At 65.0% G+C, this 26,428-nt stretch carries 24 protein-coding genes, 3 tRNA genes and 2 rRNA genes; 5 read left to right on the forward strand and 24 right to left on the reverse strand.

Going from position 1 to position 26,428, the window contains the following annotated elements; translation table 11 throughout:
- Positions 1-16 precede the first annotated feature (16 nt).
- Together G7007_RS13665 and G7007_RS13670 are read right to left on the reverse strand one after the other, a co-directional pair.
- Complete coding sequence (locus G7007_RS13665; protein ID WP_181102500.1) at positions 17-943, reverse strand: 4-hydroxyproline epimerase; 927 nt, start codon at positions 941-943, stop codon at positions 17-19.
- Between the two features lie 31 nt (positions 944-974).
- A complete protein-coding gene (locus tag G7007_RS13670; RefSeq protein ID WP_181102502.1) occupies positions 975-2,591 on the reverse strand; it encodes an APC family permease in 1,617 nt (538 codons plus the stop codon).
- A gap of 325 nt (positions 2,592-2,916) precedes the next feature.
- On the opposite strand from G7007_RS13670, the gene G7007_RS13675 reads away from it, so the two are divergent.
- Complete coding sequence (locus G7007_RS13675) at positions 2,917-3,696, forward strand: helix-turn-helix transcriptional regulator (protein ID WP_181102504.1); 780 nt, start codon at positions 2,917-2,919, stop codon at positions 3,694-3,696.
- Positions 3,697-3,858: 162 nt separating this feature from the next.
- Here G7007_RS13675 and G7007_RS13680 read toward each other — a convergent pair.
- From G7007_RS13680 to rluD, 6 genes are all read right to left on the reverse strand, one after another.
- Positions 3,859-3,934, reverse strand: a tRNA-Lys gene (locus G7007_RS13680).
- Between the two features lie 6 nt (positions 3,935-3,940).
- A tRNA-Pro gene (locus G7007_RS13685) sits at positions 3,941-4,017 on the reverse strand.
- Between the two features lie 4 nt (positions 4,018-4,021).
- A tRNA-Asn gene (locus G7007_RS13690) sits at positions 4,022-4,097 on the reverse strand.
- A gap of 320 nt (positions 4,098-4,417) precedes the next feature.
- A complete protein-coding gene (gene clpB, locus G7007_RS13695) occupies positions 4,418-6,982 on the reverse strand; it encodes an ATP-dependent chaperone ClpB (protein WP_181102506.1) in 2,565 nt (854 codons plus the stop codon).
- 162 nt (positions 6,983-7,144) lie between these two features.
- The gene (gene pgeF, locus G7007_RS13700; protein ID WP_181102507.1) at positions 7,145-7,885 is read right to left on the reverse strand and encodes a peptidoglycan editing factor PgeF; all 741 of its coding nucleotides are present in this window, start codon (positions 7,883-7,885) and stop codon (positions 7,145-7,147) included.
- Positions 7,882-8,844, reverse strand: a complete 963-nt coding sequence (rluD, locus tag G7007_RS13705; protein ID WP_181102509.1) for a 23S rRNA pseudouridine(1911/1915/1917) synthase RluD — start codon at positions 8,842-8,844, stop codon at positions 7,882-7,884. The genes pgeF and rluD overlap by 4 nt, the downstream gene beginning before the upstream one ends.
- A 149-nt stretch (positions 8,845-8,993) precedes the next feature.
- Between rluD and G7007_RS13710 the strand changes: the two genes are divergently transcribed.
- Both G7007_RS13710 and G7007_RS13715 read left to right on the forward strand, forming a co-directional pair.
- Positions 8,994-10,013: an outer membrane protein assembly factor BamD gene (locus tag G7007_RS13710; RefSeq protein ID WP_144934657.1), complete on the forward strand. Its 1,020-nt coding sequence runs from the start codon at positions 8,994-8,996 to the stop codon at positions 10,011-10,013.
- 170 nt (positions 10,014-10,183) lie between these two features.
- Positions 10,184-10,408: a PP0621 family protein gene (locus G7007_RS13715; protein WP_181102510.1), complete on the forward strand. Its 225-nt coding sequence runs from the start codon at positions 10,184-10,186 to the stop codon at positions 10,406-10,408.
- A 335-nt stretch (positions 10,409-10,743) separates the two neighbouring features.
- Here G7007_RS13715 and thiO read toward each other — a convergent pair whose 3' ends face one another.
- The 5 genes from thiO to G7007_RS22540 are packed head-to-tail and all read right to left on the reverse strand — an operon-like array spanning position 10,744 to position 13,778.
- Positions 10,744-11,847: a glycine oxidase ThiO gene (thiO, locus tag G7007_RS13720; RefSeq protein ID WP_181102512.1), complete on the reverse strand. Its 1,104-nt coding sequence runs from the start codon at positions 11,845-11,847 to the stop codon at positions 10,744-10,746.
- A gap of 51 nt (positions 11,848-11,898) precedes the next feature.
- Positions 11,899-12,294, reverse strand: a complete 396-nt coding sequence (locus G7007_RS13725) for a type IV pilin protein (RefSeq protein ID WP_181102514.1) — start codon at positions 12,292-12,294, stop codon at positions 11,899-11,901.
- 4 nt (positions 12,295-12,298) lie between these two features.
- Positions 12,299-12,778 carry a hypothetical protein gene (locus G7007_RS13730; protein WP_181102516.1) on the reverse strand — a complete coding sequence of 160 codons (480 nt, stop codon included), beginning with the start codon at positions 12,776-12,778 and terminating at the stop codon, positions 12,299-12,301.
- Positions 12,775-13,440 carry a PilW family protein gene (locus G7007_RS13735; protein ID WP_181102518.1) on the reverse strand — a complete coding sequence of 222 codons (666 nt, stop codon included), beginning with the start codon at positions 13,438-13,440 and terminating at the stop codon, positions 12,775-12,777. Before G7007_RS13735 ends, G7007_RS13730 begins: the two co-directional genes overlap by 4 nt.
- Positions 13,437-13,778 carry a type IV pilus modification PilV family protein gene (locus G7007_RS22540; protein WP_375139497.1) on the reverse strand — a complete coding sequence of 114 codons (342 nt, stop codon included), beginning with the start codon at positions 13,776-13,778 and terminating at the stop codon, positions 13,437-13,439. Before G7007_RS22540 ends, G7007_RS13735 begins: the two co-directional genes overlap by 4 nt.
- 134 nt (positions 13,779-13,912) lie before the next feature.
- Here G7007_RS22540 and G7007_RS13745 point away from each other — a divergent pair, with 134 nt between their 5' ends.
- Entirely contained in the window at positions 13,913-14,407 is a 495-nt protein-coding gene (locus G7007_RS13745; RefSeq protein WP_219859085.1) for a GspH/FimT family pseudopilin, read from the forward strand.
- Here the strand turns inward: G7007_RS13745 and ispH are convergent, their stop codons facing one another.
- The 6 genes from ispH to murJ all read right to left on the reverse strand — a co-directional run bounded on the left by ispH (position 14,408) and on the right by murJ (position 21,742).
- Entirely contained in the window at positions 14,408-15,355 is a 948-nt protein-coding gene (gene ispH / locus G7007_RS13750; protein ID WP_181102522.1) for a 4-hydroxy-3-methylbut-2-enyl diphosphate reductase, read from the reverse strand.
- A 14-nt stretch (positions 15,356-15,369) separates the two neighbouring features.
- Positions 15,370-15,807 carry an FKBP-type peptidyl-prolyl cis-trans isomerase gene (fkpB, locus tag G7007_RS13755; protein ID WP_181102524.1) on the reverse strand — a complete coding sequence of 146 codons (438 nt, stop codon included), beginning with the start codon at positions 15,805-15,807 and terminating at the stop codon, positions 15,370-15,372.
- A complete protein-coding gene (gene lspA / locus G7007_RS13760; RefSeq protein WP_060395023.1) occupies positions 15,800-16,315 on the reverse strand; it encodes a signal peptidase II in 516 nt (171 codons plus the stop codon). Before lspA ends, fkpB begins: the two co-directional genes overlap by 8 nt.
- Positions 16,308-19,139: an isoleucine--tRNA ligase gene (gene ileS, locus G7007_RS13765; protein ID WP_181102526.1), complete on the reverse strand. Its 2,832-nt coding sequence runs from the start codon at positions 19,137-19,139 to the stop codon at positions 16,308-16,310. Before ileS ends, lspA begins: the two co-directional genes overlap by 8 nt.
- Positions 19,136-20,086, reverse strand: a complete 951-nt coding sequence (ribF, locus tag G7007_RS13770; RefSeq protein WP_181102528.1) for a bifunctional riboflavin kinase/FAD synthetase — start codon at positions 20,084-20,086, stop codon at positions 19,136-19,138. The genes ileS and ribF overlap by 4 nt, the downstream gene beginning before the upstream one ends.
- Before the next feature lie 117 nt (positions 20,087-20,203).
- Positions 20,204-21,742, reverse strand: a complete 1,539-nt coding sequence (gene murJ, locus G7007_RS13775; protein WP_181102530.1) for a murein biosynthesis integral membrane protein MurJ — start codon at positions 21,740-21,742, stop codon at positions 20,204-20,206.
- 253 nt (positions 21,743-21,995) lie between these two features.
- Here murJ and rpsT point away from each other — a divergent pair, with 253 nt between their 5' ends.
- A complete protein-coding gene (gene rpsT / locus G7007_RS13780) occupies positions 21,996-22,268 on the forward strand; it encodes a 30S ribosomal protein S20 (protein WP_060395027.1) in 273 nt (90 codons plus the stop codon).
- 165 nt (positions 22,269-22,433) lie between these two features.
- Here rpsT and G7007_RS13785 read toward each other — a convergent pair whose 3' ends face one another.
- From G7007_RS13785 to G7007_RS13805, 5 genes are all read right to left on the reverse strand, one after another.
- Positions 22,434-24,734: a PqiB family protein gene (locus G7007_RS13785; RefSeq protein WP_181102532.1), complete on the reverse strand. Its 2,301-nt coding sequence runs from the start codon at positions 24,732-24,734 to the stop codon at positions 22,434-22,436.
- A complete protein-coding gene (locus tag G7007_RS13790; RefSeq protein ID WP_181102534.1) occupies positions 24,727-25,350 on the reverse strand; it encodes a paraquat-inducible protein A in 624 nt (207 codons plus the stop codon). The genes G7007_RS13785 and G7007_RS13790 overlap by 8 nt, the downstream gene beginning before the upstream one ends.
- A complete protein-coding gene (locus tag G7007_RS13795) occupies positions 25,337-25,996 on the reverse strand; it encodes a paraquat-inducible protein A (protein WP_181102536.1) in 660 nt (219 codons plus the stop codon). Before G7007_RS13795 ends, G7007_RS13790 begins: the two co-directional genes overlap by 14 nt.
- Positions 25,997-26,100: 104 nt before the next feature.
- A 5S ribosomal RNA gene (gene rrf / locus G7007_RS13800) occupies positions 26,101-26,216 on the reverse strand.
- Between the two features lie 129 nt (positions 26,217-26,345).
- Positions 26,346-26,428 (reverse strand): 23S ribosomal RNA (locus G7007_RS13805); the annotation flags it as partial.

Below are 26,428 nucleotides of genomic sequence, written 5' to 3' on the forward strand. Positions count from 1 at the left end.
ATGGGGGAAGGCGGGGTCAGATGCCCCAGGCGAACGGGTCCTGTTCGTCGATCAGCAGCGTGCTGTCGGCCGTGAGGTGCGCCCGCCCGGTGATGAACGGACGAATGCGCTCGCCGTCGCGCTCGTAGCGACCCTGGAACCGGCTGCCGGTGATGCTGGCCTGGACCCAGGTCTGGCCGGGGGCGAGCGTGCCGTCGGCGGCCAGGCAGGCCAGCTTGGCGCTGGTGCCAGTGCCGCAGGGCGAACGGTCGTAGGCCTTGCCTGGGCACATCACGAAATTGCGGCTGTCGGCCTCGGCATCGTCGGCGAACAGCTCGACATGGTCGATGGGCGCGCCGTGTTCGCCAGTGATGCCCTGGTCGGCCAGCGCCTCGAGCAGGGCCCAGGTGTAGGTGGTGAGCGCCTCGCGGTTGTCCAGCGTGAGGGTCTGGCCGTGCTCGGCGACCAGAAAGAACCAGTTGCCGCCCCAGGCGATGTCGCCGTGCACCACGCCATGGCCCGGCAGCGCGACGGCCACCTGCTGCCGGTAGCGATAGGACGGCACGTTGCCGACGGTGACGGCGCCGTCCTCGTGGAGGGTGGCGCTCACCTGGCCGACCGGCGTGTCGATCAGGTGCACGCCGGGCATGATCAGCCCCAGGTGCTGCAGCGAGGCGATCAGACCAATGGTGCCGTGACCGCACATGTTCAGGTAACCGGCGTTGTTGAAGAAGATCACCCCGCATGTAGCCTCGGGCGATACCGCTGGGGTATACAACGCGCCTACCAGCACATCGTTGCCCCGTGGCTCGAGCAGGCAGGCTCGTCGCCAGTGGTCGTGCTGTTCGCGCAGCTCGTCGCGGCGCTGGGCCATGTCGCGCCCGTACAGGGTGGGAAAGCCGTTCATGACCAGCCGGGTGGGCTCGCCGCCGGTGTGGGAATCGATGACATGGATGCGTTTCATGGGCGTGTCCTGTGCAAGAAGCTCGAACATCTCAAGAGGCGATGACTGCAGCGTGCGGCGCGGCGGCCCGTTCGGTGTCGGTCTCGCTTTCGTCGTCGCTGTCCAGCCGTATCAGGTGTGCCGGCACGCCGGTGGCCGCGCCCCAGTAGTAGATGCCCAGGGCGCACACGGCCACGATCAAGGTGTCCGCCGGATGGCCGATGACGCCCAGGCCGCCGAAGCTGCCCAGCCAGGACAGCAGGATGGTCACGGCGTAGAAGCCGATCAGCCAGGCCGAGCTGCGCACCTGCTGAGCCAGCGACAGGTGCTCGGTGGGCACGAAGCGGGCACACAGCAGGTACAGGCCGAACATCACGATCTGTAGGGCCAGCAGCCAGGACACGGTGTTCCAGCCGGACCAGTACACGATCAGCGCGGCGATGATGAACGACAGCGGGCCGAGCACGCCCATGCCCATGACCCGGAACGGGCGCGGCAGGTCAGGCGCGTTGCGGCGCAGGGCGGCGACGGTGACCGGAGCCACGGCGTAACTCAGCACCAGCGCGGCCGAGACCACGTTGATCAGCGCTTCCCAGGACGGGAACGGCAGCGTCCAGAACACCGACAGCGCGAAGGTCAGCCACAGGGCCGGCCGCGGGATACCGGATTCGGCGTCGATGCGGGTGAAGTAGCGGAAGAAAGTCCCGGTCTGCGCCCAGCCGTAAATCACGCGCGGGGTGGCGTTCATGTAGATGTTGCCGCAGCCGCTCGGCGAGATCACCGCATCGGCCACCACCAGGTAGGCCAGCCAACCGACGCCCAGGGCCAGGGCGATGTCGCGGTAGGGCAGCGCCAGCGCCTGGGTTACGCCGGCCCAGCCGTCGACCAGCATTTCGGTCGGCACGCTGCCGAGAAAGGCCAGTTGCAGCAAAGCGTAGATCGCCGTGGACAGCAGTACCGAAAGGATCAGCGCGATGGGGATGGTGCGCTGTGGATTCTTCACCTCGCTGGCGACCGAAATGATCGGTGTCAGCCCGAGGTAGGCGAAGATGATGCCACCGGCCGACACGGCCATTTCCACGCCGGACAGGCCGAACGGGGCAAAGCCCTGGACCTCGAGGTTTTCCGGTTTGAAGAAGGTGAACAGCACGCCGATCACCAGCAGTGGCACGATGAACTTGAACACGCTGATCAGGTTGTTGGCCTTGGCGAAGGTCTTCACGCTGCGGTAGTTGAGGAAGAAGAACAGCCCCAGCAGGGCGAACTGCACCAGCCACCCCAGCACCGTCGGGTCACTAGAGCCGGTCTTGGTCAGCGCGGGGAACCAGGCGGCGGCGTACTGCCGCGAGGCGACCACTTCGATGGCGATCAGGCTGGAAAAGGCGATCAGGGTGATGAAGCCCATCAGGTAGCCGAGCAACGGGCCGTGGGAGTACACCGGGTAACGCACCACGCCGCCAGCGCGCGGCAAGGCGGCGCCCAGCTCGCAGTAGACGATGCCCAGCAACAGCACGGCGAAGCCGCCGAGGAACCAGGAGAGAATGCCGGCCGGCCCGGCGATGGCCGAGACGTGGCTGGCGGCGAACAACCAGCCGGAGCCGAAGATGGCGCCCAGGCCGATGAAGGTGAGGTCCAGCAGGGAGAGCTGTTTCTTGAATTTGCCTGACATGGGTTCGCCTTTTTGTTGGTTATTGGATAGGCAGGTCTGTCACGAAAACGGTGGGGCGTGCCGCGTTGTGATGGGAGGGGGCGGCTTGCGTGGGACATAGCGTGAACCGAAGCGGGATTCGGTTCTTGATGGTTTTCCACGGCCGGGAAGACGAAATCGGCATAGTGCGAGAAAAGACTGGCGGTCGCCTGAGGAGGATGGCTAGGCTGTAGGCCTTGTCGCACAAGGGCTGTAGCGCCACAGGGTTTGGCTGTCAGACGGCGAGCGCCCGAGCGTCCTTGTGCAGAGGCTTTCGAACAGGCTTGACCGCACCGAGACGAACCGCATGCCTGCCAGTACCCTGGAACACCTGTACCGCGGCCTGGACCAGCACCGCCCTGCCTCGCTCGAGGCCTTGCTGGGCAGTGTCGTTCTGCTGTTGCCCATCCTCGACGCCCTTCCCAGTGCAGCGATCTTCATCAAGGACCTCGACGCCCGCTACGTGCTGGCCAACCACACCCTGGTGCGGCGCTGTGGCCTCAAGGACCTGGCGCCGCTGTTGGGCAAAACCAGTGCCGAGGTGTTCCCGGCGCAACTGGGGCCGGGTTACACCGAGCAGGATCGCCGCGTGCTCGAGCATGGATGGGTGCTGGAGGATCAACTGGAGTTGCACCTGTACGGCACCCGTGAGGCCGGCTGGTGCCTGACCCACAAGCGTCCACTGCACGATGCAAGCGGCGCCATCATCGGCCTGGTCGGCACCTCGGTCGATCTCGAGTCGGCCGCCGATACGCACCCGGCGTACCAGCGCCTGGCGGCGGTGGACGAGCATATCCGCCAGCATTTTCACCGGCCGATCAGCCTGCGTGAACTGACGCGGATCGCGGGCTTGTCGGTGGCGCAGTTGGAGCGCTACTGCAAACGGATCTTCCACCTCACGCCGCGGCAGATGATCCACAAGGCGCGCCTAGAACAGGCGCATCGGCTGCTGCACACCGAGGTGCCGATCATCGAGGTGGCGATGCAGTGTGGGTATACGGACCACAGTGCGTTCAGCCGGCAGTTCAAGCAGCTGACGGGATTTACGCCACGGCAGTATCGGCAGGCGACGGGGGGTGGGGGCTGAGGGGCGAGGGATGAGCTGCAAGCTGCAAGCTGCAAGCTGCAAGTGGGGCCGCTGTGCGGCCCTTCGCGGCGCAGGGGCCGCTCCTACAGGAGGGGTTGGGGTTTGTGGTCTTTTTCGATGGCAAAAGAAAAAGGGCATCTCGGTCGAGATGCCCTTTTTACATGGTGGGTCGTGTAGGATTCGAACCTACGACCAATTGGTTAAAAGCCAACTGCTCTACCAACTGAGCTAACGACCCGGAAAATGGTCGGGGTGAGGGGATTCGAACTCCTGACATCCTGCTCCCAAAGCAGGCGCGCTACCGGACTGCGCTACACCCCGAAATTGGCTCCGCGACCTGGACTCGAACCAGGGACCCAATGATTAACAGTCATTTGCTCTACCGACTGAGCTATCGCGGAACTGCACTTCGTGTTTCCGATTTCGAAGTCTGTATCACTTCGTGCTCTTCGACTGCCGCATCGCTGCGTTCATGTCTCTGAGGCGACGTATTCTACATCCTTCAAACTGCTTGTCAACACTTAATTTGCTTTCAACTGATTGATTTGCAAATCGTTTTCAGATCCCGTTACCGCTGGTGATCTGCTTAGTGCCTGACAGCGGGGCGCATGTTAAGACCACTCGAAGGCAAATGCAAACTTTTTTTTCATAACGAACAACACGTTATCGCTGCCCTGGCCGCAAACCCCGTAAATACGCGGCGTGCGGCCAGGACAACGGGTCAGACGAAGGCGATCTCGTCGCCGTCGACCTGGGCGGTGATCTCGGCACCCGGCAGGAACTGCCCGGACAGGATCAACTGTGCCAGCGGGTTTTCGATCCAGCGCTGGATGGCGCGCTTGAGCGGACGTGCGCCGTACACTGGGTCGTAACCCACGGCGATCAGCTTGTCCAAGGCCTCGGGGCTGAGCGTCAGGCGCAGGTCGCGTTCGGCCAGTCGGCTGCGCAGGCGGCCGAGCTGGATCTGGGTGATGCCGGCGATCTGCTCGCGACCCAAGGGCTCGAACACCACCACCTCGTCGATCCGGTTGATGAACTCCGGACGGAAATGCGCACCCACCGCGTCCATCACCGCTGCACGTTGCGCCTCGCGATCACCGACCAGGTCCTGGATCTGCGCCGAGCCCAGGTTCGAGGTCATGACGATGACCGTGTTGCGCAGATCGACCGTACGCCCGTGGCTGTCGGTCAGACGCCCATCCTCGAGCACCTGCAGCAGCACGTTGAACACGTCCAGGTGCGCCTTCTCCACCTCGTCGAGCAGCACCACCGAGTACGGCTTGCGGCGCACGGCCTCGGTCAGGTAACCGCCCTCCTCGTACCCCACGTAGCCTGGTGGCGCACCGATCAGGCGGGCCACGGAGTGCTTCTCCATGAACTCGGACATGTCGATGCGGATCATCGCCTCCTCGGTGTCGAACAGAAACTCCGCCAGGGCCTTGCACAGCTCGGTCTTGCCGACCCCGGTCGGGCCGAGGAAGAGGAACGAGCCGCTCGGGCGATTCGGGTCCGACAGCCCGGCGCGCGAGCGACGCACCGCGTTGGCCACGGCGGTGACGGCTTCGTTCTGGCCGATCACCCGCTCGTGCAGTAGGTCTTCCATGTGCAGCAGCTTTTCACGCTCGCCTTCGAGCATCTTCGACACCGGAATCCCGGTCCACTTGGAGACCACCTCGGCGATCTCTTCCTCGGTCACCTTGTTGCGCAGCAGCTGGTTGTCGGTCTTGCCGTGCTGGTCGACCATCTGCAGGCTGCGCTCGAGGTCGGGAATCACGCCATACTGCAGCTCGGCCATGCGGTTGAGATCGCCGCGACGGCGCGCCGTTTCCAGCTCCTGGCGAGACTGTTCGATTTTCTGCTGGATCTGCGCCGACCCTTGCACTTCGGCTTTTTCCGAGGCCCAGATCTCTTCCAGGTCGGAATACTCGCGCTCCAGGCGGGTGATCTCCTCGGTCAGCTTCTCCAGGCGCTTCTTGGCAGCCTCGTCGTCTTCCTTCTTCAGGGCCTGGGATTCGACCTTCAGTTGGATCAGGCGACGCTCCAGGCGGTCGAGCACCTCCGGCTTGGAGTCGATCTCCATGCGGATGCGGCTGGCCGCTTCGTCGATCAGGTCGATGGCCTTGTCGGGCAGCTGCCGGTCGGTGATGTAGCGGTGGCTCAGCTTGGCCGCGGCAATGATCGCGCCATCGGTGATCGCAACCTTGTGGTGCACCTCGTAGCGCTCCTTGAGGCCACGCAGGATGGCGATGGTGTCTTCTTCGCTCGGCTCCTCGACCAGCACCTTCTGGAAGCGGCGCTCGAGCGCGGCGTCCTTCTCGATGTACTGGCGGTACTCGTTGAGCGTGGTGGCACCGACGCAGTGCAGCTCGCCACGCGCCAGGGCCGGCTTGAGCATGTTGCCCGCGTCCATGGCGCCTTCGCCCTTGCCGGCGCCGACCATGGTGTGCAGTTCGTCGATGAACAGAATGATCTGCCCTTCCTGCTTGGACAGTTCGTTGAGGAGCGACTTGAGGCGCTCTTCGAACTCGCCACGGTACTTGGCACCGGCGATCAGGGCGCCCATGTCCAGGGCCAGCAGGCGCTTGCCCTTGAGCCCGTCGGGCACCTCGCCGTTGATGATGCGCTGGGCCAGGCCTTCGGCGATGGCGGTCTTGCCCACGCCAGGCTCGCCGATCAGCACCGGGTTGTTCTTGGTACGGCGCTGCAGCACCTGCACGGTACGGCGGATTTCGTCGTCACGGCCGATCACCGGATCGAGCTTGCCTTCTTCGGCACGCTTGGTCAGGTCGACGGTGTACTTGTCCAGCGCCTGGCGCGATTCTTCGGCGTTCGGGTCGTTGACGGCGGCGCCGCCACGCAGGTTGCTGATGGCGTTTTCCAGGGCCTTCTTGCTCACGCCCTGGGCCAGCAGCAGCTTGCCGAGCTTGCTGTTCTCGTCCATGGCGGCGAGCAGCACCAGCTCGCTGGAGATGAACTGGTCGCCCTTCTGCTGGGCCAGGCGATCGGCCTGGTTGAGCAGGCGCGCCAGGTCCTGGGACATGTTCACGTCGCCGGTGGGGTTCTGGATCTTCGGCAGTTGGTCGAGCTCTTTGGTCAGCGCCTGGCGCAAGGCGGCGATGTCGAAGCCGACCTGCATGAGCAGCGGCTTGATCGAGCCGCCCTGCTGTTCGATCAGGGCCTGCATCAGGTGCACCGGCTCGATGGCCGGATGGTCCAGGCCGACGGCCACGGATTGGGCGTCGGACAATGCCAACTGCAACTTGCTGGTCAAACGGTCTATACGCATGGTTGTACCTTCCTGTGACGGCAGGTCGAAGCGACGAATACACCTGTTGGACGAACCTGCCAGAGATAACCTGTAGATAAGGCTGATTGTGGAAGATTCAAGCGCACTGGCGTTGATCTGGCGCAGCCTGGGACCGTTTGAAGGCGATTCTGCCAAGCAGGATCAGCGGGGATCGAGCCAGATCAGCGAGGCAAAGCGGCCGCCGTGCGGGTCGCGGCGGTAGGAGAAGAAACGCGAGTCGGTGACGGTGCAGAAACCGCCGCCGTAGACGGCAGTGATGCCCACGGCGGCCAGCCGGATGCGCGCCAGGCGATAGAGGTCGGCCATCAGCTTGCCGGGGCGCTCACCGGCCACGAAAGCGTCGGCGGCTTCGGGATGGGTCGCCACGAACGCATCGCGCACCTCGGGCCCGACCTCGAACGCGCTCGGGCCAATGGCCGGCCCCAGCCAGACCAGCAGGTCCTCGGCCGGCACGCCCAGGCGCGCCACGGTCGCTTCCAGCACACCACCCGCCAACCCACGCCAGCCGGCATGGGCGGCGGCCACACGGGTACCGGCACGGTCGCAGCACAGCACGGGCAGGCAGTCGGCGGTCATCACGGCGCAGGCGATGCCGGGACGCTCGGTCCAGCTGGCATCGGCTTCGGCCACGTGGTCAGAATCGGCGTCGGCCACCACCACACCGTGCACCTGCTTGAGCCAGGCGGGCTGGATGGCGAACTGCTCGCTCAGGCGGCGACGGTTCTCGGCGACCGCTGCGGGGTCATCCCCGACATGGTCCCCCAGGTTGAAGGTGTCGTAGGGCGGGCGACTGACGCCACCCGCACGGGTCGTGACACAGGCGCGCACCGAGGCCGGGGCCGGCCAGTCGGGAAACAGCAGCGCCTGCGTCAGCCCGTTCATCCGATGAAGCTCTCGCGATCCTGGTTGAGCAGCGACAGCAGCCAGACGAAGTCGTCCGGCAGAGGCGACTCCCACTTCATGACCTCACCGGTGATCGGATGGGCCAGAGCCAGGAAGCGCGCATGCAGCGCCTGGCGCGGGAAGGTCTTCACCGCCTCGACCATGGTCGGGCTGGCGGCCGGTGGAATGCGGAAGCGCCCGCCGTACGTCTGATCACCGACCAGCGGGAAACCGACGTGGGCCATGTGCACGCGAATCTGGTGGGTACGGCCGGTTTCCAGCTTGACCCGCACGTGGGTGTGGGTGCGGAAGCGCTTGAGCACGCGGTAATGGCTGACCGCAGGCTTGCCGCCGTCGGTGACCGCCATGCGCTGACGCATCCCGCCGTGGCGGCCGATCGGGGCATCGATCTTGCCGCCCGAGGTGACCACGCCGACCACGATGCACTCGTAGATGCGGCTGACCTTGCGCGCCTGCATCTGCTCGACCAGTCGGGTCTGCGCCTGCAGGGTCTTGGCCACCACCATCAGGCCGGTGGTGTCCTTGTCCAGGCGGTGGACGATCCCGGCACGCGGCACGTTGACGATGTCCGGCACGTGGTGCAGCAAGGCATTGAGCAAGGTGCCATCGGCGTGCCCGGCAGCCGGGTGCACGACCAGACCGGCGGGCTTGTTGATGACCAGGATGTGGTCGTCCTCGTAGACGATGTCCAGCTCGATGTCCTGGGCCTGCCACTCGCCCTGGGCCTCGTGCTCGGCCTCCAGGGCCAGCACGGCGCCGCCATGGACGGTGTCACGCGGCCGCAGCACCGCGCCGTCGACCGTCAGGCGACCCTCCTTGATCCACCCGGACAGGCGCGAACGCGAGTACTCGGCGAACAATTGGGCGGCGACCTGGTCGAGCCGTTGACCGCCCAGTTCGGACGGTACTTCTGCGCTTAGTTGAATGATCTCGGACATGCTCGAATCGACGGGCGCACAGCCTTTGGTTTCGCCTGCGCGCTTGTGGTTAAATACGGCTTCTTTTGTGCCCCGGGTCTGCCGGGGGCGCTCATCATAACAGGACGGCACCGCCCAAGACAGCGGCCGTCAAAGGGACGCAAGCCGCCATGCAAGTGAAACACCTGCTGCTGATCGCCATCCTCGGACTCACCGCTGCCTGTTCCTCGAACAAGGAAGTCATCGACGAAAACCTCAGCGAAACCGAGCTGTACCAGCAGGCGCAGGCTGACCTGGACAACCACAGCTACAACAGCGCCGTGGGCAAGCTCAAGGCCCTGGAGTCGCGCTACCCGTTCGGTCGCTACGCCGACCAGGCGCAGCTCGAGCTGATCTACGCCAACTACAAGAACGCCGAGCCCGAGGCTGCCAAGTCGGCCGCCGAGCGCTTCATTCGTCTGCACCCGCAGCACCCGAACGTCGACTACGCCTACTACCTCAAGGGCCTGACCTCGTTCGACCAGGACCGTGGCCTGCTGGCGCGCTTCCTGCCCCTGGACATGACCCGACGCGATCCGGGCGCCGCGCGCGACTCATACAACGAGTTCGCCCAGCTGACCAGCCGCTACCCCAACAGCCGCTATGCGCCGGACGCCAAGCAGCGCATGATCTACCTGCGCAACCTGCTGGCCTCCTACGAAATCCACGTGGCCGACTACTACCTGACCCGCGAAGCCTACGTCGCCGCCGCCAACCGTGGCCGCTACGTGGTGGAGAACTTCCAGGAAACGCCGTCGGTCGGCGACGGCCTGGCCGTGATGGTCGAGGCCTACCAGCGCCTGCACCTGGACGACCTGGCGGCGACCAGCCTCGAGACCCTGAAGCTCAACTACCCTGACCACCCGAGCCTGGTGGATGGCGAGTTCGAGCCCAAGACCGGCGTAAACGACCACCGCTCCTGGCTGTCGAAAGCCACCCTGGGCCTGATCGAATCCGACACGCCGCTGCCACCGGGTGAAACCCGCGCCAACCAGGACGTGGTTCGCCAGTTCGAAGACGCACGTTCGGAGATGCCGGCCGAGCTGCTGCCGAAGGACGAAGACGGCAATCCGGTGTACCCGGAAGGCCCGAAAGAAGCCAGCAAGGGCCGCTCCTGGTTCAGCTACGCGACCTTCGGTCTGTTCGACTGATCCCCGCCGGCCTACCTGCGCCTCGAGGTGCAGGTGGGCCGGCGCCGGCCCGTGACACGTTGTCCGGGCCAGGGCTGGCCTCCGTCGCACGCCCGACGCCCCCTTCCTCTCCCCTTTTGCCCCGCCTCGTTCTAGACTGTCGGCTTCATCGACTCGACAAGCTGGACGCCATGCTCCGCCTACTTTTCTGGATCGCCCTGATCGCTGCCGTCATCTGGCTGTGGCGCAGGTTCAAGCTCAGCCAACACGCCCGACCGGCGCAGCGACTGGACGACCCGTTGACCATGGTGCGTTGCGCGCACTGCGGCGTGCATCTGCCCAATGACCGGGCCCTGCACCGGGGCAAGCACTGGTATTGCAGCCCGGCGCACCTGGAGCAGGGACCCAAGGGCTGATTGGACTTGGGGCAGAGTTGAGTTTGGTTTTGTGTGCCCTGCAGGCCCAATCGCGGCCGGTCCGGCGCCCGGCAGCGGCCATCCACCCGTAGTAGTGGTACAGGCGATCAAGAGCCCGTGGTAAGACCTGTGGGAGCAACTGTCTTTTTCTACTCGGTACATGCCCGGCCGCATGGGCTGATGTGTGGGCCCTGCGGGCCCAATCGCGGCACTGGGGCCGCTCCTACACCCGTAGTTACCCCCACAGGGGGCCGTGATAGCCCGAAACACTATGATGCTGCTACGGGTAAGCGGCCCCTGCCGGGTCGGCGGACCGGCCGCGATTGGGCCCGTCCTCAGCGCGCCGACAAGCGGTGCTCCGGGGCATAAGGTGCCGGATCGATGATCGGGGTTTGTTCGAGCAACAGGTCACCGAGCAGGTGGCAGGACGCCGGTGCCAGGACCAGGCCGTTGCGGAAATGCCCACAGTTCAACCACAGCCCTTCATGCCTAGGCACACGGCCGATATACGGGATGCCCTCCGGCGAGCCTGGCCGCAGGCCTGCCCAATGGGCGACGGGCCTTGCATCCGCCAAGGCAGGCAACAGGTCGATCGCAGACGCGTGCAGGCTGGCCAGCGCCTGATCCGTGGGCGTCTTGTCGAACCCTTGGTACTCCAGGGTGCTGCCGACCAGCACGTGCCCATCGCGTCGCGGAATGGCGTAGCGCCCCTTGGCCAGGACCATGCTGGGCAAGAAGTCTTCCTCGCACTTGAACAGGATCATCTGCCCTTTCACCGGCTCCACTGGCAGGGCCAGCCCCAGCGATGCCAAGAGCTCGCCACTCCAGGCCCCGGCGCTGAGCACGATGTCGTCCCCCTCGATGATCCCTGTGGATGTCGTCACGCCTGTGACACGTCCGGCCTGTCGCTGAAAGCCGATGACCTTGCAGTGCTCGTGCAGGGTCACGTTGGGCAGCCCCTGCAAGGCAGCCTTGAGCGACTTCACCAGACGCGGGTTACGTACGTTGGCCACACCCGCCATGTAGATCGCACGCTCGAAGCCGGGCCCGAGCACGGGCACGGCATCGTAGACGTTGCGCATGTCCACGACCGCCAGGGGCCGCTGATGACGGGCCGCCCAGCCCAGGGCCTGCGACTCGTCTTCCAGGTCGAGCCAGTACAGCCCCGTGGTGTACACCTGCGGGTCCACGCCGGTCCGGGCGTACAGCGTCTCGCCTAGGTGGGGATAGAAGTCTTGAGACCAGTGCGCCAGCGCCGTGACTGCCGCATTGTAGCGCCACGGGTAGAGCGGCGAGACGATACCGCCACCGGCCCATGAAGACTCGCGTCCTGCTTCACCCTGGTCACAGAGAATGACCTGATCGACCTGAGCGGCCAGGTTGAACGCCGTCAGCAGACCGATGACACCCCCGCCGACCACCACTACACGCTTGCTCATCTCACGATCCAACCGTCCAAGTAAGCCATGACGCCATTGACGCCCGTTTCTTCAACTGCCCCAGCAGGCCTCGGCCGGCACGTGCCCACCCAGGTTGTCACGACGCCCGGCCTGATCGAGCTGAAAGTCGCCACAGGGGTCCTGCGCCAACCGGCCGTCCGGTATTCGCTCGGCGGTCAGCCGATACGTGGTCGCGTCATGACGTACGATCAGCCGGTAGTGCCGGGTTCCGGCCGGCCAGGGCGTACCGGGCGGCGGCTCGTCGTACCGACCGTGCCGGACGCGATGCTGCTCCAGGCGCAACGCCACGTCGTGCAGCAGGCCGACCACCTCGGCGCGCGCCGCACGCTTGAGCGGTTCGTCATAGGCCGGTAGGGCAACGGCCGCCAGCATGCCGGTCACGGCCAGCACAATCAACAGCTCGATCAGGCTGATGCCTCGCTGCATGTCATCATTCCTCGAATCGTTGTCGCCACAGCACGCGAACTGCCGTCTGCGGCGCCTGCATCGGCACGGCATAGAGCGCCTCGATGACCTGGCGAACAGCATCGTGCCGGTTCACCGCCGTGATGCGAAACAGCGTCGCAAGCGTGCCTTCCGGCACCTGCGCGGCGAGCGTCGTGGGGCCCAGGGTCTGGACCTGGTAAAAGCCTTCGGGCGTGCGCACCCAGCCTTTCGGTGCGCCGCTCGAGAACGCGGGCCAGGCTGGCGGCGGACAGTCGAGGCAAGGCGCAGGCGGCGCCAGATGCAAGGTATCGACCCCGGCCAGCAAGGCCGCCTCGGCCTGCTCGAAGGCGCGCACCTGCATCAGCAGGTCGCCTGCCTGACGCGTGTCCAACAGCGCTTCGCGCAGGGCGGCGGCAGACACCATGCCCAGCAGCAGGGTCAGCGCCAGCCCGGCGAGCAGGACGACCCCTCGCTGCCGGTTCATGGCTTCGGCACCGGATGACGCAGCGTGACGCTCAAGGCATGCTGCTGCCTGACCTGCACGGCGGGATCGAACAGCGTCAGGCGCAGGTCGAGCCGAAGCGTGCCGGCGTGGTGGACGGTGTCGGCGTGAAACGCCTGAACGTGGTCGAGCAAGGGCTGCGTGCTGCCGCCACTGCTCAGGCGCAGCGTGGTGCCGCGCATCTGATAGACCTGCCGACGAACACCGAAGGCCATGGCCCCGGCCTCACCCGTTCGCGTGCCGGCGACCACCCTCGCCCACTGTCGGCAGTCCGTGAGCACGGTCCACTCGGCGCTGCCAGGCAACCCCGGCACATCGGCCGTCATCAGGCCGAGACTGGCCAAGGTGCCGTCCGCCGCACGCACGATCTGCACGGGGCGGGAAAAGGCCGCAGCGCTGGCAGGCGCCTCGAAGACCATGGCCTCCGGGCGCAGGCAGTTAAAAGCGCCCGTCATGCGAATGTCCCGCGCCATGCGTTGCAACACCCAGCGCGCATCGTCCGACAGGCGCGCAGCGGCTTCCTGGAGTTGCCAGGCTCGGTAGGCCGAGACGAACACCTGGCTGGCCGCCGTCAGCAACAGTGCGCCCAAGGCCAGGGCCAGCACCGTTTCCAGCAAGCCGAAGCCGCGTTGCACCCGGCTCATCGCGCTAGCCGTCCCTGCAGCTCGACGACACGAGGCGCCGAGCGGCCAGGTTCAGGCCAATGGATCTGCACGGTCAGCACCCCATCGGCCACCCTGGCCTCCCCGACCGTGTCTGGCCCCATCAGCGCTTCGAGCTCGGTCAGCCAGCCCGCCCGCTCATGGGGCTCGAGCGAACCGGTCAGGCGACTGCGCTCCAGCAGCCCTTGCGCCAGCTGTGTGGCCTGACTTTCGCGACGGGCCAGGTCGGCCGCCTGCAAGGCCTGCCCCTGGAACCCCGCCGCAGCGAACAAGCCCAAGCTGATGACCCCACCGGCCACCAACACCTCCCAAAACGTCATCCCTCGCTGTGTCGCCCGCATCCTGCGCTCTCCCGTGCCGTTTTCCAGCGCCTGCCGAGGCCTTGACCGACTGGCCCCCAGGCGCATCCCGCTGGAAGCTATAGCCAAGCACGTCCAGGGAGGAATGCACGGTGATGCAACGTGGTGCAACACTGATACAAATCATGTTCGGTCTGGCGCTGGCCGGCGTGCTGACACAGGTGAGCCTGAGCGCCTACGGCCCGTTGAGCGATGCGCTGCACCGCGCGATGCTGGCCCGAGAACTGGCCCAGGCGCTGCGGCTGGCCCGCGGGCAGGCGCTGTTGCACGGCGAGGTGATGGCACTGCAGCCGTTGGAATCGGGGTGGGCGGCCGGTTGGCAGGTCGTCCGCGCCAAGGACCGGCAGATCATGCGGGAGCAACGCTTCGCCCAGCGGGCACGGGTAGGCATCGCTGGAACGACAGGACGCGAGATTCGCTTCAGTGCGCAGGGCGTCCCCCTGGCAGGCCACGGAACGCTGCGCAACGGCACGTTCCATGTGTGCGATGCCAAGGCGGGTTGGAGCCGGCATCAGGTGGTCTGGGCCAGCAGCGGCCGCATCAGCCTGCGCACCGAAGACCTGGCGGAACCCCGGTGCGCAGGACGCTGATCAGATCAACGAGCGCACGCGCAACTCTTTGGGCATGGAGAAGGTGACGTTCTCCGGACGCCCGTCGAGTTCGTCGGCACCCGTCGCGCCCCAGGCGCGCAGCTGCTCGATCACCCCGCGCACCAGCACCTCGGGCGCCGAGGCACCGGCGGTGATACCGACCCGGGTGATGCCGTCGAACCAGCCGTGCTGGAGATCTTCGGCCCCGTCGATCAGGTAGGCAGGCGTGCCCATCCGCTCGGCCAGCTCGCGCAGGCGATTGGAGTTGGAACTGTTCGGGCTGCCCACCACCAGTACCAGGTCCGACTCGTCGGCCAGTTGCTTGACCGCATCCTGGCGGTTCTGGGTGGCGTAGCAGATGTCGTCCTTGCGCGGGCCACCGATGTTCGGGAAGCGCGCACGCAGGGCATCGATCACCCGGCTGGTGTCGTCCATCGACAGCGTGGTCTGGGTGACGAACGCCAGGTTGTCGGGATCACGCACCTGCAGGCGCGCGACGTCGTCTTCGTCCTCGACCAGGTAGATCGAACCGCCGTTGCTGTCGTCGTACTGGCCCATGGTGCCTTCGACTTCCGGGTGCCCGGCATGGCCGATGAGGATGCATTCACGTCCGTCACGGCTGTACTTGGCGACCTCGATGTGCACCTTGGTGACCAGGGGGCAGGTGGCGTCGAAGACCTTGAGCCCACGTCCGGCGGCTTCCTGGCGCACGGCCTGGGAGACGCCGTGGGCGCTGAAGATGACGATGACGTCGTCCGGCACCTGGTCGAGCTCCTCGACGAAGATGGCACCGCGCGCGCGCAGGTCTTCGACCACGAACTTGTTGTGCACCACTTCGTGGCGCACGTAGATCGGTGGCCCGAAGACTTCCAGGGCACGGTTGACGATTTCGATCGCCCGGTCCACCCCGGCACAGAAGCCGCGCGGGTTGGCGAGTTTGATTTGCATGGTCGGCTCCGTGCTTACAGGGCCTTCACCTCGAGGATTTCCACCTCGAAGTTGAGGGTCTTGCCAGCCAGTGGATGGTTGAAGTCGATGGTGACCTGATCGTCGTCGAACTGCTTGACCACGCCCGGCAGCTCCGTGTTGGCCGCGTCGTTGAAGATCACCAGCAGGCCTTCCGACAGCTCCATGTCGGTGAACTGCGCGCGTGGCATGACTTGCACGTTCTGTGGATTGGGCTGACCGAAGGCGTTCTCCGGCGCGATGCTCAGGCTGCGGCGGTCGCCGGCCTTGAAGCCGAACAGGGCCGCTTCGAAACCTGGCAGCAGGTTGCCGTCACCGACCGTGAACGTGGCCGGGGCCTTGTCGAAGGTGCTGTCGACGGTGTCGCCGTTTTCCAGGTGCAGCGCGAAGTGAAGCGTCACTTCGGTGTTCTGACCGATACGTGTCTCAGTCATGGGCAGGCTCCTCCGCCTTGCGGCTCTTGAACATGTCGAGCGCCAGCATGATCGCACCGACGGTGATGGCGCAGTCCGCGATGTTGAAGACCGGGAAGCGCCAGATGTCTTTCCAGTGCACGAAGATGAAGTCGATGACGTGGCCATGGGCCATGCGATCGTACAGGTTGCCCAGCGCACCGCCGAGCACCAGCGCCAGGGCAATGGCCAGCCAGGTCTCGCCGCGCCCCAGGCGCTTGAGCCAGACCACCAGCACCGCGCTCACCACCACGGCGATGAGGGCGAACAGCCAGCGCTGCCACCCCGCGCCATCGGCCAGGAAGCTGAACGCCGCGCCATAGTTGTAGGCCAGCAGCCAGCTCAACAGGTTGGGGATGACCGTGATTTCACGGCCATCGGCCAAGGCACTGTTGAAGTAGAGCTTGGTGACCTGGTCGAGGACCACGACCACCACGCTCAGCCAGAGCCAGCCAAGGCGCCCGAAGCGCCCCGCACCTGGGTTAGGCATAGTGACGTACCTCGCCGGAACCGCTGATGTTGTCGACGCAACGGGCACAGATTTCCGGATGCGCCGGGTGGCTGCCGACGTCGTCACGGAAGTGCCAGCAACGCGCGCACTTGGTGTGACCGGACTTGACCACCTTGAGCTTGAGCCCTTCGACGTCGGTCACCACCGCTTCGGCCGGTGCCTGGACGAACGGCACCACACTGGCGGCCGAGGTGATCAGCACGAAGCGCAGTTCGTTGCCCAGCTTGTCGAGGTCGCCGCTCAGGCGCTCGTCGGCGAACAGGGTGACTTCGGCCTGCAGGTTGCCACCGATGGCCTTGGCCGCACGCTGGTTCTCCAACTCCTTGTTGACCGCAGCCTTCACCGCCATGATGCGGTCCCAGTAGGCGCGATCGAACGCGCTGTCCTGGGGCAGCTCGCTCAGGCCTTCGTACCAGGTGTTGAGCATCACCGACTCGTTGCGCTCGCCCGGCAGGTACTGCCAGATCTCGTCGGCGGTGAACGCCAGGATCGGGGCGATCCAGCGCACCAGGGCCTCGCTGATGTGGTACAGCGCGGTCTGGCACGAACGGCGCGCGACGCTGTTGGCGCCGGTGGTGTACTGACGGTCCTTGATGATGTCCAGGTAGAAACCGCCCAGCTCCTGCACGCAGAAGTTGTGGATCTTGGAGTAGACGTTCCAGAACCGGTACTCGCCGTAGTGCTCTTCCAGCTCGCGCTGCAGCAGCAAGGTGCGATCGACCGCCCAGCGGTCCAGTGCCAGCATGTCTTCAGGCGCCAGCAGGTCCTTGGCCGGGTCGAAGCCGGTCAGGTTGGAGAGCAGGAAGCGCGCGGTGTTGCGGATCCGCCGGTAGGCATCGGCACTGCGCTGCAGGATCTGCTCGGACACCGCCATCTCGCCGGAGTAGTCGGTGGCCGAAACCCACAGGCGCAGGATATCGGCGCCCAGGGTGTCGTTGACCTTCTGCGGCTCGATGGTGTTGCCCAGCGACTTGGACATCTTGCGGCCGTTCTCGTCCACGGTGAAGCCGTGGGTGAGCAGTTCGCGGTACGGCGCGTGGTTGTCGATCGCGCAGCCGGTCAGCAGCGAGGAGTGGAACCAGCCACGGTGCTGGTCCGAGCCTTCCAGGTACAGGTCCGCGCGTGGGCCGGTCGCGTGACCGATGTCGTGAGAGCCGCGCAGCACGTGCCAGTGGGTGGTGCCGGAATCGAACCAGACGTCGAGGGTGTCGCTGATCTTGTCGTACTGCGCGGCCTCGTCGCCCAGCAGCTCGGCAGGGTCCAGCTTGAACCAGGCCTCGATGCCCTGCTGCTCGACACGCTTGGCCACTTCTTCCATCAGCTCGACGGTGCGCGGGTGCAGCTCGCCGGTCTGCTTGTCGAGGAAGAACGGGATCGGCACGCCCCAGTTGCGCTGACGCGAGATGCACCAGTCCGGACGGTTGGCGATCATCGCATGCAGACGAGCCTGACCCCAGGCCGGTACGAACTTGGTCTGTTCGATGGCCGCCAGGGCGCGCTCGCGCAGCGGTGCGCCGTTGTCCGGCTGCTTGTCCATGCCGACGAACCATTGCGCGGTGGCGCGGTAGATCAGCGGCGTCTTGTGGCGCCAGCAGTGCATGTAGCTGTGGGTGATGGTTTCGGTGTGCAGCAGCGCGCCCACCTCGGCCAGCTTCTCGACGATCGCCGGGTTGGCCTTCCAGATGAACTGGCCGCCGAAGAACTCCAGCGACGGCGCGTAGACGCCATTGCTCTGCACGGGCGTGAGGATGTCGTCGTTGACCATGCCGTAGCGCTTGCAGGTCACGAAGTCGTCTTCACCGTAGGCCGGGGCGGAGTGAACCACGCCGGTACCCGCGCCCAGCTCGACGTAGTCGGCCAGGTACACCGGCGACAGACGTTCGTAGAACGGATGACGGAAGTTGACCCGCTCCAGCGCCGAGCCAGGCGCGGTCGCCAGCACGGTGCCTTCCAGGCCCCAGCGCTTGAGGCAGGTCTCGACCAGCTCTTCGGCCAGCACCAGCAGGCGCTCACCGGTGTCGACCAGCGCGTAGCTGAATTCCGGGTGCACGTTCAGCGCCTGGTTGGCCGGGATGGTCCAGGGGGTGGTGGTCCAGATCACGATGGCGGCCGGCTTGGCCAGGCTGGCCTGCCCGAACGCGGCGGCCAGCTTGTCAGCGTCGGCGATCGGGAACGCCACGTCGATGGTCTGGGACTTCTTGTCGGCGTACTCGACCTCGGCCTCGGCCAGCGCCGAACCGCAGTCGAAGCACCAGTTCACCGGCTTGAGGCCCTTGAACACGAAGCCGTGCTTGACCATTTCGGCCAGCGCGCGGATCTCGCCGGCTTCGTTGGCGAAGTCCATAGTCTTGTAGGGATTGTCCCAATCGCCCAGTACGCCCAGGCGAATGAACTCGGTCTTCTGCCCTTCGATCTGCTCGGCGGCGTAGGCGCGGCACAGTTCGCGGGTCTGGTCCGGGCTCAGGTGCTTGCCGTGGGTGACCTCGACCTTGTGCTCGATCGGCAGGCCGTGGCAGTCCCAACCGGGCACGTAGGGTGCGTCGAAGCCCGACAGGGTCTTGGAGCGCACGATCATGTCCTTGAGGATCTTGTTCAGCGCATGACCGATGTGGATCTTGCCGTTGGCATAGGGCGGGCCGTCGTGCAGGACGAACGTGGGACGGTCCTTGCCAATCTCGCGCAGCTTCCGGTACAGGCCAATGCTGTCCCAGCGCTGCAGGATCTGCGGTTCGCGCTGGGGCAGGCCGGCCTTCATGGGGAAGGCGGAGTCCGGAAGGTTTAGCGTGGCTTTGTAGTCGGTCATTTCAGGCTCTTGGTTAGCGGTTGAGCGTGCCAGTGGGCACGTGCGGCGGCGACATCCGCATCGATCGCCGACTTGAGCGCCTCCAGGGAGGCGAAACGCTGCTCTTCACGCAGCTTGTGGTGGAATTCCACCGTCAGGCGCCGGCCATAGAGGTCGCCGGCGTAGTCGAGCAAGTGAATCTCCAGGTGGGGGCGACCATCACCGGCGACGGAGGGACGCACCCCGATGTTGGCGACCCCGGGCCAGGCCTTGCCATCGATCACCGCGCTGGTCAGGTAGACCCCGACGAGCGGGACACGACGGCGTTTGAGCTGGACGTTGGCGGTGGGCCAGCCCAGCTGGCGTGCCAGCTTCTGCCCGTGCAGCACGCGGCCGCTGATCTGATAGGGACGCCCGAGCAAGCGCGCGGCCAGCGCGAAGTCTCCGGCGGCCAGCGCCTTGCGCACCTGCGTGCTGCTGACCCGCACACCATCTTGCTCGATGGTCTCGGCGGCCTCGACGCTGAACCCGTGACGCCGTCCGGCCTCGGCCAGGAAATCGAAGTCACCGGCGCGGTCGCAGCCGAAGCGGAAATCGTCTCCGACCTCCACGTGCCGTGCGCCGAGCCCGTCGACCAGGATGGCTTCGACGAACTGGCGGGCATCGAGTTGGCTGAGCCGGCGATTGAAGGGCAGGCACAACACCCGGTCGATGCCCGCCTCGGTCAGCAGTGCGAGCTTGTCGCGCAACCGCGACAGCCGGGGCGGCGCGCTGTCTGGCGCGAAGTACTCACGTGGCTGCGGCTCGAAGACCACCACGCAGGTCGGCAGGCCCAAGGCCTGGCCGCGCTCGCGCAGACGCGCCAGGATCGCCTGGTGGCCGCGGTGAACGCCATCGAAGTTGCCAATGGTGGCGACGCAGCCCCGATGCTCGGGGCGTAGGTTGTAAAGACCTCGAACCAGCTGCATAGCGCGCTTCTTGCTCATAAAGTGGTCGATTATAACCACACCCGGGCGTCGGTGACAGGCAACAGCGCAACGCCAGGGCGGGGAGCGGGAAAAACCGACGCCTGACCGCCGGTGGCCTCAGTGCAGGGCCTTGCGGACGAACTGGCGTGGGCGCAGGCCGCACAGGTAGAGGCAGCCAAAATAGGTCACCATGCCCGCGAAGATCAATGCCCCCAGCCGCAGCAGCCGCATGGCCATGTTGCCCTCTTCCCACGCGGGCATCCAGTGCAGGCCGGCCATCAGCACCACAGCCATCAGGCCCACGGCCAGGGCCAGCTTGAGCAGGAAGGCCGTCCAGCCGGGCTGCGGCTGGAACAGCTGCTGGCTGCGCAGTTTCCAGTACAGCAGACCGGCATTGAGGCAGGCGCCCAGGCTGATGGCCAGCGCCAGGCCCGCATGCTGCAACGGGCCGATCAGGATCAGGTTGAACACTTGCGTGGCGATCAGCGTGAAGAGGGCGATCTTCACCGGCGTGCGAATGTTCTGCTGGGCATAGAAGCCGGGCGCCAGCACCTTGATCAGGATGATCGCCAGCAGACCGACCGAGTAGGCGATCAGCGCCTGCTGGGTCATGGCGGCGTCATGGGCGCCGAACTTACCGTACTGGAACAGCGCCACGGTCAGCGGCTCGGCCAGCAGCGCCAGGCCCAGCGTGCAGGGCAGTACCAGCAGGAAGCACAGCCGCAGGCCCCAGTCGAGGATGCGCGAATATTCGTGACGGTCGCGGTTGGCGTAGGTGCGGGCCAGGGTGGGCAATAGGATGGTGCCCAGCGCCACACCGAGCACACCCGAGGGCAGCTCCATCAGCCGGTCGGCGTAGTACATCCACGATACCGAACCGGCCACCAGGAACGAGGCGAAGATGGTATTGATGATCAGCGACACCTGGCTGACGGACACCCCGAGTATCGCCGGCAGCATTTGCTTGAGCACCCGCCAGACGCCGGCGTCGCGCACGTTCAGGCGCGGCAGCACTAGCATGCCGATCTTCCTGAGGGCTGGAAGCTGGTACAGCAGCTGGGCCAGACCGCCGGCCAGCACCCCCCAGGCCAGGGCCATGATGGGCGGATCGAAGTAAGGGGTGAGGAACAGGGCGAAGCCGATCATGGCGACGTTGAGCAGCGTCGGCGTGAAGGCCGGCACAGAGAAGCGGTTCCAGGTATTGAGGATGGCGCCGACCAGGGAGGACAGCGAGATCAGCAATATATAAGGAAAGGTCACACGCAGCAGGTCGGTGGTCAGCTGGTACTTCTCGGCGTTGTCGACGAAGCCGGGCGCGGTGATCCAGACCACGAACGGCGCGGCGAGAATGCCCACGGTCGTGACCAGTGCAAGTACCAGGGTGAGCAAGCCACTGACGTAGGCCACGAAGGTGCGCGTGGCCTCTTCGCCCTGCTGGGTCTTGTACTCGGCGAGGATCGGCACGAAGGCCTGGGAGAAGGCACCTTCGGCGAAGATCCGGCGCAGCAGGTTGGGCAGCTTGAAGGCGATGAAGAACGCATCGGTGGCCACGCCCGCGCCGAAGATACGGGCCAGGATGGTGTCGCGGACGAAGCCCAGCACCCGTGAAATCATGGTGATGGAGCTGACGGCCGCCAGGGATTTGAGCAGGTTCATCGAAAATATTTCACGCCGGGGGCAAGGGGCGCTGCCAGTCAACGCCTGGATGTGCGATACTCCCGCGCGCTTTTGCAGGGGAATCAAATGCCACCGAGTTTACAGATCGCGGCGTAGAAAGGAATCTTCCTCCTCCACGCCCGTGCCATTCGGCGGAACCCTGCAGTCGGCCTTGACATCCGTTCTACTGATCGGCATGATTCGCGGCCTTATTTGTTTGCTATTTACCTAAAGTCTTTCGAGGAGCTCGACGGTGGCCAACTCACCTTCCGCCAAGAAACGTGCAAAACAGGCTGAGAAGCGTCGCAGCCACAACGCCAGCCTGCGTTCCATGGTCCGTACCTACATCAAGAATGTAGTCAAGGCCATCGACGCCAAAGACGCTGACAAAGCGCAAGCCGCCTACACCCTGGCTGTGCCTGTAATCGACCGTATGGCCGACAAAGGCATCATCCACAAGAACAAGGCTGCTCGCCACAAAGGCCGTCTGAACGCGCACATCAAGGCGCTGAAGACCGCAGCCTAAGCGATACGCGTGTTCAAAAACCGACCTTAGGGTCGGTTTTTTATTGCCCGGAATAAACCTCGGACCTGCAATTGGGAGTTGTGTCCGATACTCGAGCCGACTCCGCCTGCAACAGTCATTGCCTTGGCCTGCACCGTGACGCATTCATCGCGGTGCAGGCGCCGATCACTGGGCGACCCGAATCTTCGGCGCCCAGTTGAGCCATTCGTCCTGAGGTTCCTCGAACAGCGCGAACGTCTGCCGAGGACGCGCCTGACTGCCCATCTGCTCACCTTCAGGCGTGGCGAACGCGACACCGCCATCGATCAGGGTCTGCAAGGACTCGGTGCGAATGGTCGCACCCTTGATCAGGCCGAAGTCGAAGCCGAAGCCGCTGCTGTTCCAGAACCGGCTGCCGGTGTGCACCAGCGAGGCGTAGCGCGGTTCGATCAGCACATGGATCAGGACGCGATCGGCGGTCGGGCCCAGCTCGAACCCGGTGACCTTGCCCACCGGCACTTCACGGTAGGTAACCGGCACGCCCGGCTTGATCGAGCCCTTGCGTGCCGCACTCAAGGTGATCGGCAGACCAGGTTCGGGCTCGCGTGATTCAGGTGCCTGGGCCAGGGCGATGAAGTCCTGCTGCGCACCACGGTCCTTGGTGGCTGGCAACACCTCCAGGTACTGCCCGGTGACCAGGGTCTCGAGGTTCTCGGTGCGAACCAGCCCCAGTGCCGGCTTGACCACCCAGAACTGCGTACCGGCACGCGCGATGCGGTCAGCGCCCTGGGTGATGCGCGCCTTGAGCAGCACCGCCTGCATGTCCTTGGTGAAGTCCACGCTTTCCACGCTGCCGACATCCAGGCCCTTGTAGCGAATCGCGGCGCCTGGCTTGAGGCCATCGGCCCGGTCGACCCGGATGGTGATCAGGGAGCCGCTGCGATTGGCCGCCTCTTCGCTCTCGAGCAGGCGGAAGCGCGGGATATGCCGCTTGAGCGGCACGTTGGGCCTGGGCGTATCGAAAGCGATGCCGCCGGCCATCAGGCTCTGCAGCGATTCGCTCTTGATCTTGATGCCTGACAGGCCGCCGCTGAGGGTGATGCCGCTGGCATTCCAGAAGCGGGTCGAACCGTTGACCAGGTTGGCGTACTCCTTCTCGATGTGCACGCCGATCAGGATGCGGTTGCTGTTCTTGGCGAACTGGTAGCTCTGCACGCTGCCGACCTTGACCTGGCGGTAGGTGACGGGGCTGCCGACATCCAGCGAACCCAGCGCATCGGCGAACAACACCAGGTGCAGGCCCGGGGCGCGCAGGTCCAGTGGCGGTGCCTTGGCCCGTGCCTCGAATTCGCGCATGGGCTTGGCGCCCTTCTCGCCCGGCCGGAAGGAGATGTAGTTGCCTTTGACCAGGGCCTCGATGCCGGTGATGCCGGCCAGGGAGATCGAAGGCTTGACCACCCAGAACTGGGTACCCTCCACCAGGTAGTCCTCTGCCAGCGGATCCAGCGTCAAGTCGGCGGTCGCGCTGGTGAGGTTGTCTTCCATGCGCAAGGCTTTCAGCGAGCCGATCTGGATACCCTTGTACATCACCGGCGTGCGGCCGGCCTGCAGGCCTTCGTAGTCGTTCAGCTTGAGCTTGATGCGAATGCCGGCCTGAGCAGCGTCGTAGTCGTCATAGAGCCGGAACGGCAGACTGGGGTCGGTGGGCGGGCTGTCCTTGCGGTGCTCAGGCGTGGCGAAGGCGATGCCGCCGGCGACGATGCTGGCCAGCGACTCGCTGCGCACCTTGACCCCGGACAGGTTGGCATCGATGCTGATGCCGCTGGCGTTCCAGAACCGCGTGTGCTTGCGCACCAGGTTGGCGTAAGCAGGAGCGATGAAGACCTTCACCTCGACGGTGTCCTGATCCTCGGAGAGCTTGTAGCTCTTCACGCGGCCCACCTGGATCTGCTTGTAGAACACCGGGCTGTCGCGGTTCAGCGACCCCAGGCGATCGGCCTTCAGGGTCAGGTGCAGGCCCGGCTCGTCATCCGACAAGGGTGGGGCCTTGGCCAGCGCCGTGAAGCGCTTGGTCGGCTCGCCCTCACCGGGGCTGATCGCGATGTAATTGCCGGACACCAGCGTCTCGAGGCCGGTGATCCCTGCCAGGCTGACACTGGGCTTGACCAGCCAGAAGCGCGTCCCGGTGGTCAGGTGCCCTTCGGCTTCCTTGTTCATCTCGATGGTCGCGACGACACCGGTATTCTGCCCCTCGGTGTCCAGCTCGAGCGAATCGACCTTGCCGACCGACATGCCCTTGTAGAACACCTCGGTCTTGTTGGCGACGATCCCCTCACCGGTCTGGAAGCGCACCTGGATGCGCACACCGGCCTGGCTATAGGCCTGCCAAGCCAGCCAGCCGCCGATCGCCAGGGCGATCAGGGGCAGGATCCAGATGGCCGACCAGTTGGAAGCAGGCCGGGTCTTGGCCTTAGGCAAATCAGTCATTGTCGTCGTCCGACTCCGTGTTGTCCCAGATCAGCCGAGGATCGAAGGTCAAGGCTGCAAACATGGTCAGGATCACCACCGCAGCGAATGCGACGGCGCCCAGGTTGGGTTCGACATTGGCGATACGACCGAAATTCACCACCGCCACCAGAATGGCAATGACGAAGATGTCCAGCATCGACCAACGTCCGATGAACTCGATGAAGCGGTACATGATGATACGCTGCCGCGCCGACAGCGGCTGATGACGCTGGATCGAATACAACAGCAAGGCGATACCTACGAGCTTGAAGGTGGGCACCAGGATACTGGCGGTGAACACCACCGCCGCGATCGGAATCATCCCATGCTGCATGAGGGTGATGACGCCGGACATGATGGTGTCCGGACTGCCCTGCCCCAGTGTGCTGACCGTCATGATCGGCAGCACGTTCGCCGGGATGTAGAGGATCATCGCAGTGATCAGCAAGGCCCAGGTGCGCACGATGCTGTTGGGTCGACGGGCGTGCAGCGCAGCACCACAGCGCGAACAGTACGGTTTCGCCTCATCGTCGTCACGAGGGTTGAGCTCGTGGCATTCATTGCAGACCAGGATGCCTGCATCAATCGCCCGCATGTTCGTCTTCTCCCGACAGGGCCGTCCAGATCTGGTGGGGCGACATCACCACTTCCAGCCACACTTGAACCAACAGCAGGCCGATGAAACAGAACAGGCCGAAACCGACGGTGACTTCGGCCATGTCGACCAGCTTCACCACGGCCACCAGCACGCCCATGAAGTAGACCTCCAGCATGCCCCAGTCACGCAGGTGGTGGTAGAGGCGGTAGAACAGCAGGCCGTGGCCACGCGCGACGTTCAGCCGAATGCTCAGCAAGACGGCCAGCTGGCACAGCAGCTTGGCCAAGGGAATGGCCATGCTGCACAGGAAGACGACGATCGAGATACCGACCATGTCGGCGCCGTACAGGCCCAATACACCGTTCCAGACGGTATCGGCCGAACTTTGCCCCAGCACATGAAGCTTCATGATCGGGAGGAAGTTGGCCGGTAGGTAGAGCAGGAGCGCCGTGAGCACCAAGGCCAGACTGCGATTGACCACATTGGGCCGATGGGCGTACAGCTCGTAGCCGCACCGTGGACAATGGGCCTTTTCGCCGGATGCAAGGGCCGGCTTCTCCATCAGCAGGTCACACTCATGGCACGCAATCAGCCCTTGCAGGGAGCGTTCTGCCAGCGATTCGGAGGTGGCGGGTCTGGGCATGAGGGAAGGGTCTGAGTGGTGGAATCGGCTCTATTCTAGAGGTCTGACCACGGAAAAGACAAAACCCCTACCTGCATGCGCAGATAGGGGTTTTGCGAAATGAATCTTGGCGATGACCTACTCTCACATGGGGAAACCCCACACTACCATCGGCGATGCATCGTTTCACTGCTGAGTTCGGGAAGGGATCAGGTGGTTCCAATGCTCTATGGTCGCCAAGAAATTCGGTAGCCGGACCGTCGTATCGACAGGCCAGCAGATTCGGATATGTGATCTTTGTGTGCGTGCGAACTTTCGGTTCGTGGGTCTTCACACCCAACCTGCGCCTGGCAGATTGCTTGGGTGTTATATGGTCAAGCCTCACGGGCAATTAGTATTGGTTAGCTCAACGCCTCACAGCGCTTACACACCCAACCTATCAACGTCGTAGTC

This window comes from Pseudomonas entomophila, assembly GCF_013523125.1.
GTDB lineage: Bacteria > Pseudomonadota > Gammaproteobacteria > Pseudomonadales > Pseudomonadaceae > Aquipseudomonas > Aquipseudomonas entomophila_B.